The organism is Bradyrhizobium neotropicale (assembly GCF_001641695.1).
Lineage (GTDB): Bacteria > Pseudomonadota > Alphaproteobacteria > Rhizobiales > Xanthobacteraceae > Bradyrhizobium > Bradyrhizobium neotropicale.
Genome location: NZ_LSEF01000046.1, coordinates 39,861 through 56,704, shown reverse-complemented (window position 1 = coordinate 56,704; position 16,844 = coordinate 39,861). Strand labels below are relative to the sequence as shown.

The following is a 16,844-nucleotide window of genomic DNA, read 5'->3' as shown; positions in this document are numbered from 1 at the left end:
GCAGCAATTCGCGAGCCAAAAATTCTGATGCGCTACCCCAAGATTTTCTTAGGGTTTTCTCTCGGGCCCTTCTGGGGGCTCTGTTGAGAGCTTCGACAAGCGGCGAGATGCAGCTCTCCGGACGCGGGCTCGTCTGCGTGCGGGGTGGCCGCGAGGTGTTCGCCGGGCTCGATTTCGAGGCGAGGTCCGGCGAGGCCGTGGCGGTGGTCGGCCGCAACGGGTCGGGCAAGACATCGCTGCTGCGGCTGATCGCCGGCCTGCTCGTTCCGGCTGGGGGCACGATTGCGCTGGCAGGAGGGGATTCCGAGCTCACGCTCCCCGAGCAATGCCACTATCTCGGCCATCGCGACGCTCTGAAGCCGGCGCTGAGCGTGGTGGAAAACCTGGCATTTTGGGCCGATTTTCTCGGCGGGGAGCGTTTTGACGCGGAGGGCAGCCTCACGACCGTCGGGCTCGACCACGCCACCGATCTGCCTGCGGCGTTCCTGTCGGCCGGCCAGCGCCGCCGGCTCTCGCTGGCCCGGCTGCTGACCGTCCGCCGCCCTGTCTGGCTGCTGGACGAGCCGACTACGGCGCTCGATGCGGCCGGCCAGGACATGTTCGCCGGCCTGATGCGCGATCATCTCACCCGCGGCGGCCTGATCATCGCCGCCACCCACGCCCCGCTCGGCATCGATGCGCGGGAGCTTCGGATCGGGGGTGCGGCGTGAGATTCACGGACCCTCAGCTTTCTGAGCGGCAGGGCTCCGCCCTCTTCGTTCTCGCCCCCTTGTCCGCCGAAGCTTTAGCGAAGGCGGGGGCGGGTCAGGGAGGGGGGTGCCACACGGTAAGCTCTCTCGGTTCAAGCACTCGGGACGAGGGGACTCCGTTGCTGGCGGCCCGCGCCCCACAAGCATCCTCCCCGGGGCTACCCCCCTGCCCCACCCTCTCCCGCAGGGAGGGTGGGAGCGCAGTGTGCCTGGGGCGCGAGGTGGTCATGCATTGCTCCTCCTCGATCGGAGGCATCCCATGACGGCCCTTGCCGCTCTCATTCGACGGGACATCCGGATCGCGCTCCGCGTTGGCGGCGGGGCGCTGATTGGGGTGCTGTTCTTCCTGACCGTGGTGGTGCTCATGCCGTTCGCGGTGGGGCCGGATCTGGCGCTGCTGTCGCGGCTCGGGCCGGCCATCCTGTGGCTGGGCGCGCTGCTGGCGAGCCTGCTCACGCTGGACCGGCTGTTCATGGCCGACCATGAGGACGGCTCGCTCGACCTGATCACGATGAGCCGGACGCCGCTGGAACTCGCCTGCGCCGCCAAAGCGCTGGCGCATTGGCTGGCGGCGGGCCTGCCGCTGATTGTCGCAACCCCCGTGCTCGGGCTGCTGCTCAACCTCGACATGGTCGCAACCGGCGCCGTGGCGCTGACGCTGCTGGCCGGCACGCCGGCGCTGACCTTCACCGGCATGATCGGCGCCGCGCTGGCGGTGACCCTGCATCGGGGCGGCCTCCTGATGGCGGTTCTGGTGCTCCCACTGTCGATTCCGGTGCTGATCTTCGGGGTCGCGGCCTCGCAGGCGGCGATCACCGGACCATTGTCGTTCGGCGCGCCGTTCTCGATCCTCTGCGCTCTGTCGCTGGTCAGCCTCGTGGTCGGCCCTTTCGCGGCGGCCATGAGCCTCAGACATGGGCTCGACTGATCTTGACCCCGATCAACTTTCGCTGCGCCCTTTCGTGCTCATTGCCTGAGCGGTCCCCGGTGATTATCAGGACACCATGACGCTGATCGATCTCGCCAACCCGACGCGGTTCCTCGCGCTGACAGCGCGCGTGCTGCCGTGGCTTGCGGCCGCAACCATCATCCTGCTCACGATCGGCCTCTATCAATCCGCGTTTGCGCCCGACGACTATCAGCAGGGCGCGACCGTGAAGATCATGTTCATCCATGTGCCCAATGCCTGGCTCTCGATGTTCGTGTGGGGCGTGATGAGCGTGGCTTCGCTCGGCACGCTGGTGTGGCGGCATCCGCTCGCCGACGTCGCAGCGAAATCGGCCGCGCCGATCGGCGCCGCCTTCACCTTCCTCGCGCTGGTCACGGGATCGCTGTGGGGCCGGCCGATGTGGGGCACCTATTGGGAGTGGGACGCGCGGCTGACCTCGGTGCTGATCCTGTTCCTGATGTATCTCGGCCTTATGGCGCTGTGGCGCGCCGTCGAGGACCCCTCGCGTGCGGCGCGCGCCGCCGCCGTGCTGACGCTGGTCGGCGCGATCAATCTTCCCATCATCAAGTTCTCGGTCGACTGGTGGAACACGCTGCATCAGCCGGCCTCGGTGATGCGCATGGGCGGCTCGACGCTCGACAAGTCGTTCCTGATCCCGCTGCTGGTGATGGCAATCGCGTTCACGCTGCTGTTCGTCACATTGCACTTGGCCGCGATGCGCAACGAGATCCTGCGCCGCCGCGTCCGCTCCCTGCAGATGATGCAGGCGAGCCGCGTAGCGTTTTCGAGCGAAGTGGGCACCGGTTCGCGTGAAGAAAGCGCGTCAAAAGAAGCTGGGGCTGCCTAAAATGTCGCTTGGCCCTTACGCGTCGTTCATCGTGACGTCCTATGCCACTGCTGCCGCTGTGGTCGCGATCCTGATCGGCTGGGTCATGATCGACTATCGCAACCAGACCCTGCGCCTGCGCGAGCTTGATCGCAGCGGCATCACGCGCCGCTCGGGGCGCAGCGCCACGGACAGGCCATGAGCGATTCATCGACCTCCGCCGCAAGGCCGCGCCGCACCCTCCTGATGGTGCTGCCGCTGCTCGTCTTCCTCGCACTGGCGCTGCTGTTCTGGTTCCGGCTCGGCAGTGGCGATCCCTCGCGGATTCCGTCCGCGCTGATCGGGCATCCGGCCCCGCAAACCACGCTGCCGCCGCTCGACGGACTGCAGGAGGGCGGCGTGCAGGTGCCGGGACTCGACCCGGCCGCGTTCAAGGGCAAGGTCAGTCTCGTCAACGTCTGGGCCTCCTGGTGCGTCCCGTGCCACGACGAGGCGCCGCTCTTGACCGAGCTCGCCAAGGACAAGCGCTTCCAGATCGTCGGCATCAACTACAAGGACGCACCCGACAATGCGCGGCGCTTCCTCGGCCGTTACGGCAATCCCTTCGGCCGCGTCGGCCTGGATGCCAACGGCCGCGCCTCGATCGAGTGGGGCGTCTATGGCGTGCCGGAGACGTTCGTCGTCGGGCGCGAAGGCACCATCGTCTACAAGCTGGTCGGCCCGATCACGCCGGAGAATTTCCGGACGGTGCTGCTGCCGCAGTTGGAGAGGGCGCTGAAGTAGTTGCTGTCGTCATTGCGAGGAGCGAAGCGACGAAGCAATCCAGACTGTCACCGCGGCGGCAGTGTGGATTGCTTCGCTTCGCTCGCAATGACGAGCTGAAAGGGTCGTCAGCCCTTCCTCACATCCCCCGCCTCGGCCTCGCTCGCCTCCAGCGACACCGGGTCGAGGTGATAGCGCTTGGTCAGCGGCATCTGCGCGATGGCGAAGATCATGGTCAGCGGCGTGACGCCGAACACCTTGAAGTTCACCCAGAAATCCGTGCTCTGCGTGCGCCAGACGATCTCGTTCAAGACCGCCATGCCGGCGAAGAACAGCGCCCAGCGCAAAGTGAGGATGCGCCAGCCCTGCGGCGTCAGGTTGAACATCTGGTCGAACATGATGGCGATGAAGGAACGGCCGAACAGAAGGCCGCCGCCGAGGATCGCAGCGAACAGGCCGTAGATGATGGTCGGCTTGACCTTGATGAAGGTCTCGTCGTGCAGCACCAAGGTCAGCGTGCCGAACACCAGCACGATGACGCCGGTCACGATGGCCATGATCGGTATATGGCGTGTCACTACATAGGACGCGATCATCGCCGCCACGATCGCGACCATGAAGGCACCGGTCGCCGCGAAGAGGTTGAACTTCGCGTTCACGAAGAAGAAGACGAGCAGCGGACCGAGCTCGGTCGTAAGCTTGAACAGTGGATGCGGCTGGGTCTTGTCCATACTCTCTTCCATCTCTCTCATCCTTCGAGACGACCGCTTCGCGGTCTGCTCGGGATGAGGACCTCACCTGTGGCACGACCTCGTCCTGAGGAGCGCGCCAGCGGCGCGCGTCTCGAAGGACGACGCTATTCGATTCCGGCGATCGCGCGGGCGAAATCGCGCGCGGTGAACGGCGCGAGATCGTCGACGCCTTCGCCGACGCCGATGAAATGCACCGGCAGTTTGAACTTCTCGGCGAGCGCGACCAGGATGCCGCCGCGCGCCGTGCCGTCGAGCTTCGTCATCACGAGGCCGGTGACCCCTGCGGTGCGATGGAACGCCTCGACCTGCGACAGCGCGTTCTGGCCGACGGTCGCATCCAGCACCAGCAGCACCGCATGCGGCGCCGTCGCATCGACTTTGCGGATCACGCGCACGACCTTTTCGAGCTCGTTCATCAGCTCGGCCTTGTTCTGCAGGCGCCCTGCGGTGTCGATCAGGAGCACGTCGATGTTCTGCTCCTTCGCCGCGGTGAGCGCGTTGAAGGCGAGGCTTGCCGAATCCGAGCCTTGCGCGCCCGCGATGACGGGCGTCCTGGTGCGCTCGCCCCAGACCTTGAGCTGCTCGATCGCCGCTGCGCGAAACGTGTCGCCGGCGGCCAGCATCACCTTGCGGCCTTCGGATGCGAACTTGGCCGAGAGTTTGCCGATGGTCGTGGTCTTGCCGGAGCCGTTGACGCCGACCACGAGGATGACGAACGGCTTCTTGTCCGCATCGATCTCGAGCGCCTTCGCGACCGGCGACAACACCTTCTCGACCTCGGTCGCGACGACGTCCTTCACCTCGTCGGCCGAGATCGCCTTGTCGTAGCGCCCGGTGCCGACGGCATCGGCGATCCTGACCGCGACCTCGGTGCCGAGGTCGGCGCGCAGCAGCACGTCCTCGATGTCGTCGAGCATGGCGCGGTCGAGCTTGCGCTTGGTGACGAGATCGGCGACCGCGGTCCCGAGCGAGGACGACGTGCGCTTGAGCCCATTGGACAGGCGGCGCCACCAGCTCAGCTTGGGGGTATCGGTGGTATCGTTCATGGTGGCGTGTTAGCCGTTCCGGCCCGTAAACGAAAGTCTTGACCGAAAGTCCTTGTCCTTGCTCGATGTTCCCGAACTGACCGCCGACGAAATCCTGGCGCGCGTGCTCCATCGCGACGGGCTGATGCTGGTCATCGACAAGCCGGCGGGCCTGCCGGTGCATCGCGGCCCCAAGGGCGGGGCGAACCTGGAAGCCTCGTTCGATGCGCTTCGGTTCGGACTGCCGCGGCCGCCGGTGCTCGCCCACCGGCTCGACAAGGATACCTCCGGTTGTCTCGTGCTCGGCCGCCATCGCAAGGCGACGGCCTCGCTGGGCCTGCTGTTCAAGCATGGCAAGATCGGCAAGACCTACTGGACCGTGGTCGAGGGCGGTCCTGCCGAGGACGAAGGCACGATCGACATGCCGCTCGGCCGGCTCAATGCCGAGCGCGGCTGGTGGCAGAAGCCGGACCCGGACGGGCAAACGGCGGTGACCAATTGGAAGGTGATGGGCCGGGGCGCGGGTATTACCTGGCTCGCCATGGAACCCGTCACCGGGCGCACCCATCAATTGCGCGTGCATTCGGCGGCGACTGGCTGGCCGATCGTCGGTGATAACATTTACGGCAACGGCCCGCGCTTCGGCGAGCCGCGCCTGCATCTGCATTCCCGCGAGATCGTCGTGCCGATCTCCCGGAACAAGGAGCCGGTCCGCGTGGTGGCCCCGGCGCCGGCCCATATGCACGAGCGGCTCAGCGCCTGCGGGTGGAATGGGGAGTAGGTGCCGCTGTCATTCACCTCTCCCGCAAGCGGGAGAGGGAGCCCACCTCCTTCGTGGTGTGATGTCATGACAGTACCGCGCATGGTTTACGAAACGTTCAGCGCTCGCCGCTAATGCTAGCGGTTGCTTAGAACAAGCTTCCGTAATCCCGCTCAGGACGAGCAGCGCGTGATGCCAAAGGCCCAGCTATCGATCATCAACGAGGTCGAATCCGCGATTCGCTTCGGCTCGGCGGAAAAGGGGCTGGAAACCGCCCGGCGCGTCACCGACCTGTTCCTGTCCTCCGCCGGCAGCTTCAACGACGAACAGATCGCGCTGTTCGACGACGTGCTCGAACGCCTGATCGGCACCATCGAGCTGCGCGCGATCGCCGACATGGGCGCGCGCGTCGCGCTCGCCGAGATCAGCGCGCAGCTCGCGCCGATCGCGCAGGCGCCGCCCTCCGTCATCCGCCGCCTCGCCAACAATGACGAGATCCGCATTGCCGGTCCCGTGCTGCAGGAATCGGCACGCCTCGACGATGGCGAGCTGGTGAAGATCGCCGCGACCAAGGGCGAGCCGCATCTGCTCGCGGTCGCCGGCCGCTGGTGGCTGAAGGAGATCGTCACCGACGCGCTGCTGGCGCGCCGCTATCCGAGCGTCAGCCGCAAGCTCGCCGCCAACCCCGGTGCACGCGTCTCGGGAGGCGGATTTGCCGTCATCGTCGGACAGGCCGAGTCCGATCCGGACCTGGCCGTGAGCGTCGGCGTGCGCGTCGATTTGCCGTCGGAGCTGCGCCGGCAATTGCTGCGCTCGGCGACGGATACCGTTCGCACACGATTATTGTCGCGCGCGCCGCCGCATCTGTTCGAGGAGATCCAGAGCGCGATTGCAGCCGTCAGTGTCGGCGTCGAGCGCGAGATGTCGAGCATTCGCGACTTCGAAGGCGCCAAACGCGCCATCGCGGGTCTCAAGGCGACCGGCCAACTCAGCGAAGCGACGCTGCTCGGCTTCGCCACGCAGCGACGGTATGAGGAGACCGTGGCGGCACTGGCGGTGCTGGCCGGCTCCACCATCGAGGTCATCCGCCCGCTGATGCAAAGCCTGCGCGACGACGGCCTGCTGGTGCCGTGCCGCGCGGCGCAGCTCAGTTGGGAAACGACCGCCGCCGTGCTGGGGAGCCGTTACGCCACCGGCGCGATGAAGCCAGCGGATCTCGCCAAAGCAAGGGGCCACTACGCCCGCATGACACCCGAGAATGCACTCCGGACGCTGCGGTTCTGGCAGGTAAGGGCGTTGTAGGGCGCGCATTTAGGCAGGCTGCGCCCACATCTTCGGTGTCGTCCTGGCTTTCGCCAGGACGACCTTGGGGTAAAGCCAGCGCTTCGGCAGCTAGACCGTGAGCCGCTCGCCATCACTGCCACGAATCCTTAGCGGCACCACACTCCCCACGCGCCCGCCCGCAATCGCCACCGGCAGATAATGCTCCGTGCGGCCCTGGCCCTCGCTCTCGACCAGCACCTCGCGCGTCGCGCCGATCTCGGTCTGGAGCCGCCGTCGCAACGCCTCCTCACCAGCCGCACGGAGCCGCTTCGCACGCTCCTTGATCACGGCACCCGTGACCTGCGGCATGCGCGCGGCAGGCGTGCCGGGGCGCGGGGAATAGGGGAAGACGTGCAGGAAGGTGAGGCCACATTCGTCGACGAGATCGAGCGAGCGCGAGAACATCTCCTCCGTCTCGGTCGGGAAGCCCGCGATGATGTCGGCGCCGAACGCGATGTCCGGCCGCAGGCGGCGCACGTGCTCGCAGAACGCGATCGCATGTTCGCGCGAATGACGCCGCTTCATGCGCTTCAAAATCATGTCGTCGCCGGACTGCAGCGACAGATGCAGATGCGGCATCAGCCGTGCGTCGTCGGCGATGGCGTCGAGCAGATCGCTATCCGCCTCGATCGAATCGATCGAGGAGATCCGCAGCCGCTTCAGCTCCGGCACGTGCCGTAAAATCTGCTTCGTCAGCATCCCGAGCTTCGGCGCGCCCGGCAGATCGGCGCCATAGCTCGTGAGATCGACGCCGGTGAGCACGATCTCGGCATGACCACGCTGAGCAAGCGCCCGCACCTGGTCGACCACGGCGCCCATCGGCACCGAGCGTGAATTGCCGCGACCATAGGGAATGATGCAGAAGGTGCAGCGATGGTCGCAGCCGTTCTGCACCTGCACGAACACGCGCGGCAGACCGGCGGCAAAGCCGTCGATCAGATGCGGCGCCATCTCCTTGACCGCCATGATGTCGCTGACGGCGATCTTCTCACTCGCGCCGATGTCGAACGCGTCGCGCGCCTCGCGCCAGGCGGACGCGCGCATCTTGTCGTCATTGCCGACGACGCGATCGACCTCCGCCATACCGGCAAACATATCGCTTTGCGTCTGCGCCGCGCAGCCGGTGACGACGATGCGCGCCTCGGGCCGCTCGCGCTTCAATCTGCGGATCGACTGCCTCGCCTGCGCCACGGCCTCGTTGGTGACCGCGCAGCTGTTGATGACGATGGTATCGAAAAGGCCCGCGCCTTCGGCCTCGCGGCGGATCACCTCAGCCTCGAACGCATTGAGGCGGCAGCCGAAGGTGACGACGTCGACAGCCATTACCCGACCGGCGCGAACAGCGCCGGATTGAAGGTGCCCTCATATTCGAAGGTCGCCGTGCCCGTCATCAGCACGTGGTCGTCGCGCTCGCGCCATTCGATGCCGAGCTTGCCGCCGGGCAGCGTGATCTCGACGATGCGGTTGGCGCGCTTCAGGCGCGCCGCCGCGACCGCGGTCGCGCAGGCCCCCGAACCGCAAGCCTTGGTGAGGCCGGCGCCGCGTTCCCAGGTGCGGATCGTGATGTGATCGCGATCGACGATATCGGCGAGCGTGATGTTGGCGCGCTCGGGGAAGATCGGATGATTTTCCAGCAGCGGACCAAAGCGCTCGAGATCATAGGCATTGACGTCGTCGACCCAGAAGATCGCGTGCGGATTGCCCATGCTCACCACGGAGGGCGAATGCAGGATCGGATTGTCGATCGGCCCGATCTGCAATTCGATGTAGCGGGTGTCGCGAAACTCTTCCGCGAGCGGAATGTCCTGCCAGCCGAACTTGGGCGCGCCCATGTCGACGGTATAGAGATCGGGCGCCGGGCCCTGCCAGCAATTGAGCAGGCCTGCGCGGGTCTCGAACGTCGCCGCGGTCTGCCCGGTCTTCTCGAAGATCCGGCGCACCACGCAGCGCATGCCGTTGCCGCAGGCGCCGGCTTCCGAGCCGTCATTGTTGTAGATGCTGATGAAGGCTTCGGTGCCGTCCAGGCGCGGCTTCTGCAGCACCATGAGCTGGTCGTAGGGCACGCCGCCCTGCGCCGACGCCACCGCGCGGGCGTCGGCCGGCGTGACCGGGGACGCGGCATCGCGCATGTCGACAACGACGATCTCGTTGCCGATGCCATTCATCTTGGCAAATGCGTGGTTGGCCAGCGCGCTCATGAAAATTCCCGATTTTCGCCCGCCTTATATGGCGATCCTTGGCGGCTTGACCAGTGATTTGCTGCGGAGGGCCAAGACGTATCTGCCATGACGCATCTGTCATGGGACGAATTCGGCGCTCGCGTGTTAGAACGGCGGCATTCGCGCAAACCGGGACGCGCGGCATGGCGCAAAGCCAAGTTTGAGGCCTTGAGGGCGCAAGGCCTTGGCAGGTCAAGACCTTGGCGGATAAGCTCTTGGGGAGAATGGTAATGAATCGTTTTTGTCGTCTCGCTCTGGTCGCGCTGATCCCGGCAGCCGCCATGTCGTTTGGCCTGTCTGCCGCCTCGGCACAAACCCCAAGCCCGGCACCGGCCGCATCGGCCAGTCCTTCCCCGGCGCCATCGGCTTCGCCCGCCCCGGCTGCAAGCGCCTCGCCCGCCCCTGCGGCAACGCCTTCGCCGGCCCCGGCGGCCAGCGCCTCACCCTCGCCCAGTCCGACGGCAGCGCCGCCGGCCGCGTCCGCCTCCCCGGCCCCGGTGCAGACCGCCGATCCTTTCGGCCAGGAGACCACGCTCGAGGCGAAGAAGGTCGTGATGGTCAAGGGTACTGCCAATTGGGATTCGGCCTTCGACACCCTGATCGATGCCTTCAAGGCGGTGACCGCGCTGCTTGACAAGCAGGGCATCAAGCCCGCGGGCAATCCGATGATCGTCTACACCTCGACGGATGATACCGGCTTCACCTTCCTCGCCGAGATCCCGGTCGATCAGGATCTCAAGAACCTGCCCAAGGACATGAGCATGGGCAAATCGCCGGAGGGCAAGGCGCTCAAGTTTGTCCATCGCGGTTCCTACGACAACATGGACAACACCTATGAGGCGATCACCAATCACCTCGACGACAAGAAGCTGGAAGCCAAGGACACCTTCATCGAGGAGTACCTCACCGATCCCCTGAAGACGGCCGAGGACAAGCTCGTGATCAATGTCTACGTACCCTTGAAGTGAGACCAATGAAAAAGCCCGCCGCGCTGACCTCCGTCCTTGCCACCGCCCTTGCCACCATGCTGCTCGCCGCGCCGGCGCGCGCCGACGATTTTCCAGCCGCGATCTCGGTCAGCGGCGAAGCCACGGTGTCTGCGGCCCCTGACCTCGCGCAGCTCGACGCCGGCGTCGCCAACGACGCCAAGACGGCGAAGGAGGCTTCCGACGCCAACAACGCCGCGATGGGCAAGGTGCTGCTGGCGCTGAAGGGCGCCGGCATCGACGAGAAGGACTATCAGACCTCGCGGCTGTCGCTGCAGCCGCAATATGCGCCGAACCGCTCCAGCGGCGCCTCGCCCGTAGTCAGCTTCCGCGCCAGCAACCGCGTCACGGTGAAGATTCGCGACGTGACCAAGGCCGCAGGCATCATCGACACGCTGGTCAGCGCCGGCGCCAATGACATCGGCAACATCTCCTTCGAGGTGACGCAGGCCTCGAAGCTGCTCGACGGCGCCCGCGAGCAGGCCGTGGCCGATGCCCGCCGCAAGGCCGAGATCTACGCCAAGGCCGCCGGCGTCGCCTTGGGTGCGCCGCTCAGCGTCTCCGAAGGCGGCGGCCCAGTGCCGCTGTTCAAGGGCCGGATGGCGACAGCGCCGATGGCCGCAGCGTCAGCCGCCGTTGCGCCCGGCGAGGAAACACTGTCGGTGACGGTGAATGTGAGCTGGTCGATCAGGCCGGCACAGTAAAGCAGGGCTGCGCTGTAAGAGGCACTCTGCTGCAACAATAAAGGTGTCGTCCCGGCGAAGGCCGGGACGACGAGTTTTTGCGTGGATCGACCTAAATCTCCACCACCTGCCCCGGCTGCATCGCCACGAACCGCTCCTGCGGAATCTTTGCCGCATCGAGCGCCTCGACCAGCGCCTTCGCGGGCGCGTCGATCGCTTCATCGGTGAGCTGGAACGTCCCATGATGATGCCCGAGCGCGGCCTGCGCGCCGCAATCGAGCAATGCCTTCACCGCGTCCTCCGGGTTCATGTGCTGGTCGCGCATGAACCAACGCGGCTCGTAGGCGCCGATGGGGAGGATCGCCAGACGTAGCGGCCCGTGCGCTTGGGCGACGCGGCGAAAGTGTTTGCCCTCGCCATAGCCGGAATCGCAGACGACGTAGATCTTCCCCGCCGGCGTCTCCAGCACAAAACTCGCCCACAGCGCCTTGTTGCGGTCGAACATGCCGCGCGCCGACCAGTGCCGGGTCGGCACCAGCGTCACGGCGAGGCCGCCGCGGAGCTCGACGCGGTCATGCCAGTCGAAGGCCTCCACCTTGATCGTGGGATCGGCACCGCGCATCGTCAGGTCATTGCCGAGCGGCGTGACCACGCGCGGGGCGAAATTCTTGGCGAGCCGCGACAGCGTCGCGATGTCCAGATGATCGTAGTGGCCGTGCGAGACCAGCACGACGTCGATCTTCGGCAGCTTGTCGAAGGCGATGCCGGGATCGTTATGCCGCTTCGGTCCGGCAAAGCCGACAGGCGAGACCCGCATCGACCAGACGGGGTCCACGAGAATGTTGAGGCCGGCGGTCTGGATCAGCCAGCTTGCATGGCCAACGAAGGAGAGCCGCACCTTGTCGCCGTCGACGCGCGCGGGCGGGGTATCGGCGTGAGGGCTCGGCACCCAGTCCGGCCAGGTCTCGCGCTTCCGCCCGCCGCCGAACTGCCAGCGGAACACTTCACCCAGCGATTTCGGCGGTACACCGTCGGGATCAAAGAAGTGCAGGCCGTCGAAATGGTCCGAGACGGGTCCGTCGTAGGTTTTCATGCGGGACATCCAAAGGGGGACACCGACCAGCGCGCCCGCCCCGGCCAGCAGTCCAAACAGGCGGCGACGGGTGATCGGCACGGCGGCTTCAGGGATGATAGCGGAGGGAGTTCATCACCGGCTATATGGGCGGGCCCGCAGAAAAAGGAACCCATCGCCGGAAGTCTTATATTTTCAATGGCTTGCCCTACAAAATGCGCACCGGCAGCCTAACTTTCCTTGACTTTTGGGCGTGAGCGGCGTTTAACCCCGCCACTTTCTCGGAAAGGCTTTCTTTTCGACCCGCCGACTGGTCCTAGAGGCCAGAGGTCAACGCCCGACAGCGCTGTGCGCCCTCGGGCGTAAAGGTGTTTGGACGACCCTCATCCTGAGGAGCCGCGAAGCGGCGTCTCGAAGGATGGGGCCACGACGGCACCCTTCGAGACGCAGGCTTTGCCTGCTCCTCAGGGTGAGGGCAAGAACAGGACAACGGTATTGTTCGACAATCTGTCGGAAAGGCTTGGCGGCATCCTCGATCGTCTGACGGGGCGCGGTGCGCTGACCGAAAAGGACGTCGACGCCGCGATGCGCGAGGTGCGCCGCGCGCTGCTCGAAGCCGACGTTGCGCTCGAAGTGGTGCGCAGCTTCACCGAACGCGTGCGCGAGCAGGCGATCGGCGTCACCGTCGTGAAGTCGGTGACGCCCGGCCAGATGGTGGTCAAGATCGTCCATGACGAGCTCATCAACACGCTCGGCGCGGAAGGGCAGACCATCGACGTGAATTCGGTGCCGCCGGTGCCGATCATGATGGTCGGCCTGCAAGGCTCCGGCAAAACCACCACCACCGCAAAGCTCGCCCGCCGCCTCGTCCAGCGTGACAAGCGCAAGGTGCTGATGGCCTCGCTCGACGTCTATCGCCCGGCGGCGATGGAGCAGCTTGCCGTGCTCGGCCGCGATCTCGACATTCCGACCCTGCCGATCGTTGCCGGCCAGCAGCCGCCGCAGATTGCGAAGCGCGCGCTGGAGGCCGGCAAGCTCGGCGGCTACGACATCGTGCTGCTCGACACCGCCGGCCGCACCACGCTCGACGAAGAGATGATGGCGGAGGCGGCCGCGATCAAAGCCGCCGCCAACCCGCATGAAGTGCTGCTGGTCGCGGATAGCCTCACCGGCCAGGACGCCGTCAACCTCGCCCGCTCGTTCGATCAGCGCGTGGGACTGACCGGCATCGTGCTGACCCGCGTCGACGGCGACGGCCGCGGCGGCGCCGCGCTGTCGATGCGCGCCGTCACCGGCAAGCCGATCAAGCTGATCGGCACCGGGGAAAAGACCGACGCGCTGGAGGATTTCCATCCCGACCGTATCGCCGGCCGTATCCTCGGCATGGGCGACGTGGTGTCGCTGGTCGAACGGGCTGCCGCCAACATCGACGCCGAAAAGGCCGCGCGCACTGCCGAGCGCATGCGCAAGGGGCAGTTCGACCTCAACGACATGCGCGAGCAGCTGTTGCAGATGGCGAACATGGGCGGCATCAGCGGCCTCATGGGCATGATGCCCGGCATCTCCAAGATGAAGAACCAGATCGCGGCCGCAGGGATCGACGACAGGATCCTGAAGCGCCAGGTCGCGATCATCGATTCCATGACGCGCGACGAGCGCCGGCACCCCGACCTGCTCAAGGCCAGCCGCAAGAAACGTATCGCCGCAGGTTCCGGACAGAGCGTCGAGCACGTCAACAAGCTCTTGAAGATGCACCGGAACATGGCCGACGTGATGAAGGCCATGGGCTCGGGCAAGCGCGGCCCGCTCGCCGGCATCGCGCAGGCGATGGGCTTTGGCGGCGGCATGAAGATGCCCTCGCCGGAAGAGATGAAGGCGCTGCAGGAAAAGATGCAGAGCGGCGGCGGACAGGGTCTGCCCAACCTGCCGAAGGATTTGCCGGCTGGTCTTCGCACCGGTCTGCCGAACGTTCCTGGTCTGACCGGGCTGAGCGGCAAGCCGATGCTGCCGGGCCTCGGCGGATTTCCGGGCAAGAAGAAATGAGGAATTCGTCGCGGGGGATCGCAAGCGTCCCGCGCAACGCGGAATACCAATCAACCGAACAAAACGTACTTTGAAGGAGAACTAGATGTCAGTCGTTATCCGCCTCGCTCGCGCAGGCACCAAGAAGCGCCCGGTCTATCACGTCGTCGTCGCCGACTCGCGCTTCCCGCGCGATGGCCGTTTCATCGAGCGTCTCGGCTATTTCAACCCGCTGCTGCCGAAGGACAACGAGACCCGCCTCAAGCTCGACATGGACAAGGTGAAGGCCTGGCTCGCCAAGGGCGCCCAGCCGTCGGACCGCGTGATGCGTTTCCTCGACGCCGCCGGCGTCAAGAAGCGCGAAGCACGCAGCAACCCGCAGAAGGCCGTGCCGCGCAAGGAGCGCAAGGCGCAGGCCGAAGCCGCCGCGAAGGCGTAAGCCGCTTCGATGGCCGGGCCTTCATGCTTCGAGACGCGCGGCTTGTGCCACGCTCCTCAGCATGAGGGTCTATCTCCTCATCCTGATCAGCACGCACACCCGAGCAGGCCGAGCGTAAGCGAGGCCGTCGCGAACGGTGCAAACGAAGCGTGCGTCTCGAAGGGTGAGGCCACCTGATGTCTCAGCTCGTTTGCGTCGCGCGGATCGGCGCCGCGCATGGTGTGCGCGGCGCGGTCAAACTGTGGACCTTCACCGAAGATCCCTTTGCCGTGCGGCGCTATGGTCCGCTCGTCACCCAGGACGGCAAGCGCCAGTTCGAGGTCGCGCAGGCCCGTGAAGCCAAGGATCATCTGGTCGCGACGTTCAAGGGCGTCACGACCCGCGATGAAGCCGAGCGGCTCAACGGCATCGAACTCTACGTCGCGCGCGAAAAACTGCCCGCGACCGACGAGGACGAATATTACCACACCGATTTGATCGGGCTCGCCGCCGTCACCACGACCGGCGACGCGCTCGGCCGTGTCGTCGCAGTCCATAATTTTGGCGCCGGCGACATCATCGAGATCGCCCCGCCGACAGGTACGACGCTGCTGCTGCCGTTCTCCAACGCGGTGGTGCCGGAGGTCAACGTCGCGGGTGGACGCGTCGTGATCGCGCTGCCGCAGGAGATCGAGGACGAGCCGTCGCCGTCATGACATGACGACGACGACGGACCGCCGATTGTCCTCACAAAATCGAGATTTGCGTTTGGTTCCGGGCTCGTTCACGCTCGGGTTGCACCCCTCCTCTCGACGATTCCTGAACATCCGGAGATACAAATGTTGCGGCGCTGTCTTCTGGCAACGATCGGCCTGCTTGCGTGCGCGAGCGTGGTAGCGGCGCAGACGCCGGCGAGCCAGCCGCCTGCTGACGCATCCACGGAGACCCCCGAGCAGCAAGAGCCGCGGACAGGCGATCGCTGGACCTACGAGGTTCGCGATGAGATCACCGGCGAGCTGAAATCGACCGTCACCCAAACCATCACCGATGTATCTCCCGCTGAAATCGGTATCCGCCTGACCTTTCTCGGAAAACCGGGTATCGGCTTCCAGACGTTCGATCATTCCTGGAATTCCATCAACACCGGCACATGGAAATTTACCCCAAACGACGGCACGGGCATCAAGACCCCGCTTGAGGTCGGCAAGTCCTGGTCCGTCAGATCGACTGACTTCAACAGCGGTAGCGGCGCCAGCCTGAAGCGCTCGGTCACATCGAAGGTCACTGCCAAGGAAAGCATTACGACGCGCGCCGGCACGTTCGAGACGTACAAGATTGAAACCTCGATCGACATGCAAAACGCCAATGATCCGACCAAGAAGTTTCAGAGCAGCCAGCAGACCTGGTACGCGCCGACCGTCGATCATTGGGTGAAGCGTACCTGGGTCAGCAAATCGGAGGGCAGGGTCAGCGACAAGGGATCGGTCGAGCTGATCGAATATGGCCGCCGCTAGTCGTCGGCCCAGGCGTTCCGATCACTGTCGCTGGAGATACCGATGTCTCGTTGCGCCGCCGTGGCAACGATTTGCTTGCTCGCGAGCGTTCCCTGGGCACGGGCCGCCGAGGGCGGCGCGCCGCCTGCTCCTGCAAAACCGGGCGAAGCAAAGCCGATCATTTCAATGGAAGAGCCGATGCCGGGCGACTTCTGGGCGTACGACGTGAGGGACGAAATCGGCGGAACGTCTACAGTCCGCCGGTTTGTCGTCACCGACGTAACTTCCGGCGAGATTCGCATCCAACTCGCTACCGGAGGCGGGAACGGCGATCGGCTTAATGTCTATGACCGGTCATGGAATCTGAAGAGCACGGGCCCTTGGAAATATCAGCCGATTGACGGCTCCGGAATTCGCACACCGCTGAAGGTTGGCTCTGCCTGGAGTGTCACCGCAGACGACGTCAACTCGCAAAACGGCAGCATCTTCAGACGCTCCGTCAATTCAAAAGTCACCGGTCAGGAAACCATCACCACCAAGGCCGGCACGTTCGACACGTTCAAGATCGAAACGGTCGTCTCCAGGCAATCGACCAACGATCCGTCCAACAAGGGCGAGATCACGGCGCAGACTTGGTATGCCCCGGCGATCGATCACTGGGTCAAGCGCAGCTTCGTGTCCCGGGCCAATAACCACTTGGTCAACAGCAGCACGAGCGAACTCGTCGAATATGGCCGCAAGAAATAACTGCGTTCGCCGGAGTTTCTCGCAGAGAGGCGCCTAGCAGGCCCTCGACCTGAGACGT

The 16,844-nt window shown here is 65.5% G+C and carries 19 protein-coding genes; 14 read left to right on the top strand and 5 right to left on the bottom strand.

Translation table 11 applies throughout. The features are described 5' to 3' along the window. The first annotated feature begins 107 nt into the window (after positions 1-107). The 5 genes from ccmA to AXW67_RS14515 all read left to right on the top strand — a co-directional run bounded on the left by ccmA (position 108) and on the right by AXW67_RS14515 (position 3,307). Positions 108-710, top strand: a complete 603-nt coding sequence (gene ccmA / locus AXW67_RS14535) for a heme ABC exporter ATP-binding protein CcmA (protein WP_063678429.1) — start codon at positions 108-110, stop codon at positions 708-710. A gap of 298 nt (positions 711-1,008) precedes the next feature. Continuing rightward, complete coding sequence (gene ccmB / locus AXW67_RS14530; RefSeq protein ID WP_027554476.1) at positions 1,009-1,677, top strand: heme exporter protein CcmB; 669 nt, start codon at positions 1,009-1,011, stop codon at positions 1,675-1,677. A gap of 76 nt (positions 1,678-1,753) precedes the next feature. Further along, a complete protein-coding gene (locus tag AXW67_RS14525) occupies positions 1,754-2,545 on the top strand; it encodes a heme ABC transporter permease (protein ID WP_063678428.1) in 792 nt (263 codons plus the stop codon). Position 2,546: 1 nt separating this feature from the next. Then, on the top strand, positions 2,547-2,726 hold the full coding sequence (ccmD, locus tag AXW67_RS14520) for a heme exporter protein CcmD (RefSeq protein WP_063678427.1): 180 nt from the start codon (positions 2,547-2,549) through the stop codon (positions 2,724-2,726). Continuing rightward, complete coding sequence (locus tag AXW67_RS14515) at positions 2,723-3,307, top strand: DsbE family thiol:disulfide interchange protein (protein WP_063678426.1); 585 nt, start codon at positions 2,723-2,725, stop codon at positions 3,305-3,307. Before ccmD ends, AXW67_RS14515 begins: the two co-directional genes overlap by 4 nt. Before the next feature lie 107 nt (positions 3,308-3,414). Here AXW67_RS14515 and AXW67_RS14510 read toward each other — a convergent pair whose 3' ends face one another. Continuing rightward, on the bottom strand, positions 3,415-4,017 hold the full coding sequence (locus tag AXW67_RS14510) for a septation protein A (RefSeq protein ID WP_063678425.1): 603 nt from the start codon (positions 4,015-4,017) through the stop codon (positions 3,415-3,417). Positions 4,018-4,142: 125 nt separating this feature from the next. Continuing rightward, complete coding sequence (gene ftsY / locus AXW67_RS14505; RefSeq protein ID WP_063678424.1) at positions 4,143-5,084, bottom strand: signal recognition particle-docking protein FtsY; 942 nt, start codon at positions 5,082-5,084, stop codon at positions 4,143-4,145. Between the two features lie 58 nt (positions 5,085-5,142). Here ftsY and AXW67_RS14500 point away from each other — a divergent pair, with 58 nt between their 5' ends. After that, positions 5,143-5,844 carry an RluA family pseudouridine synthase gene (locus tag AXW67_RS14500; protein ID WP_063678423.1) on the top strand — a complete coding sequence of 234 codons (702 nt, stop codon included), beginning with the start codon at positions 5,143-5,145 and terminating at the stop codon, positions 5,842-5,844. Positions 5,845-6,015: 171 nt separating this feature from the next. Further along, positions 6,016-7,125: a DUF2336 domain-containing protein gene (locus AXW67_RS14495; protein ID WP_027554469.1), complete on the top strand. Its 1,110-nt coding sequence runs from the start codon at positions 6,016-6,018 to the stop codon at positions 7,123-7,125. 90 nt (positions 7,126-7,215) lie between these two features. On the opposite strand, the gene mtaB is transcribed toward AXW67_RS14495, so the two are convergent. Both mtaB and dapF read right to left on the bottom strand, forming a co-directional pair. Continuing rightward, positions 7,216-8,469, bottom strand: coding sequence for a tRNA (N(6)-L-threonylcarbamoyladenosine(37)-C(2))-methylthiotransferase MtaB (mtaB, locus tag AXW67_RS14490; RefSeq protein WP_063678422.1), 1,254 nt, complete (start codon positions 8,467-8,469; stop codon positions 7,216-7,218). Further along, a complete protein-coding gene (gene dapF, locus AXW67_RS14485) occupies positions 8,469-9,344 on the bottom strand; it encodes a diaminopimelate epimerase (RefSeq protein ID WP_063678421.1) in 876 nt (291 codons plus the stop codon). The genes mtaB and dapF overlap by 1 nt, the downstream gene beginning before the upstream one ends. A gap of 251 nt (positions 9,345-9,595) precedes the next feature. Here dapF and AXW67_RS40470 point away from each other — a divergent pair, with 251 nt between their 5' ends. After that, entirely contained in the window at positions 9,596-10,333 is a 738-nt protein-coding gene (locus AXW67_RS40470) for a GyrI-like domain-containing protein (protein ID WP_082907885.1), read from the top strand. A gap of 5 nt (positions 10,334-10,338) precedes the next feature. Further along, the gene (locus AXW67_RS14475) at positions 10,339-11,055 is read left to right on the top strand and encodes an SIMPL domain-containing protein (RefSeq protein ID WP_063678420.1); all 717 of its coding nucleotides are present in this window, start codon (positions 10,339-10,341) and stop codon (positions 11,053-11,055) included. A 91-nt stretch (positions 11,056-11,146) separates the two neighbouring features. Here AXW67_RS14475 and AXW67_RS14470 read toward each other — a convergent pair whose 3' ends face one another. Further along, positions 11,147-12,208: an MBL fold metallo-hydrolase gene (locus AXW67_RS14470; protein ID WP_201723668.1), complete on the bottom strand. Its 1,062-nt coding sequence runs from the start codon at positions 12,206-12,208 to the stop codon at positions 11,147-11,149. A gap of 393 nt (positions 12,209-12,601) precedes the next feature. Between AXW67_RS14470 and ffh the strand changes: the two genes are divergently transcribed. The 5 genes from ffh (at position 12,602) to AXW67_RS14445 (ending at position 16,786) form a co-directional block, all read left to right on the top strand. Then, a complete protein-coding gene (ffh, locus tag AXW67_RS14465) occupies positions 12,602-14,149 on the top strand; it encodes a signal recognition particle protein (RefSeq protein WP_063678418.1) in 1,548 nt (515 codons plus the stop codon). 85 nt (positions 14,150-14,234) lie between these two features. After that, positions 14,235-14,567, top strand: coding sequence for a 30S ribosomal protein S16 (gene rpsP, locus AXW67_RS14460; protein ID WP_027523519.1), 333 nt, complete (start codon positions 14,235-14,237; stop codon positions 14,565-14,567). A 173-nt stretch (positions 14,568-14,740) separates the two neighbouring features. Beyond that, positions 14,741-15,262: a ribosome maturation factor RimM gene (gene rimM, locus AXW67_RS14455; RefSeq protein WP_201723669.1), complete on the top strand. Its 522-nt coding sequence runs from the start codon at positions 14,741-14,743 to the stop codon at positions 15,260-15,262. A gap of 123 nt (positions 15,263-15,385) precedes the next feature. Next, positions 15,386-16,060, top strand: a complete 675-nt coding sequence (locus AXW67_RS14450) for a TapB family protein (protein ID WP_063678416.1) — start codon at positions 15,386-15,388, stop codon at positions 16,058-16,060. Positions 16,061-16,102: 42 nt separating this feature from the next. Further along, positions 16,103-16,786 (top strand): TapB family protein, encoded by a 684-nt coding sequence (locus AXW67_RS14445; protein ID WP_145927610.1) that lies wholly within the window; start codon positions 16,103-16,105, stop codon positions 16,784-16,786. Positions 16,787-16,844 lie beyond the last annotated feature (58 nt).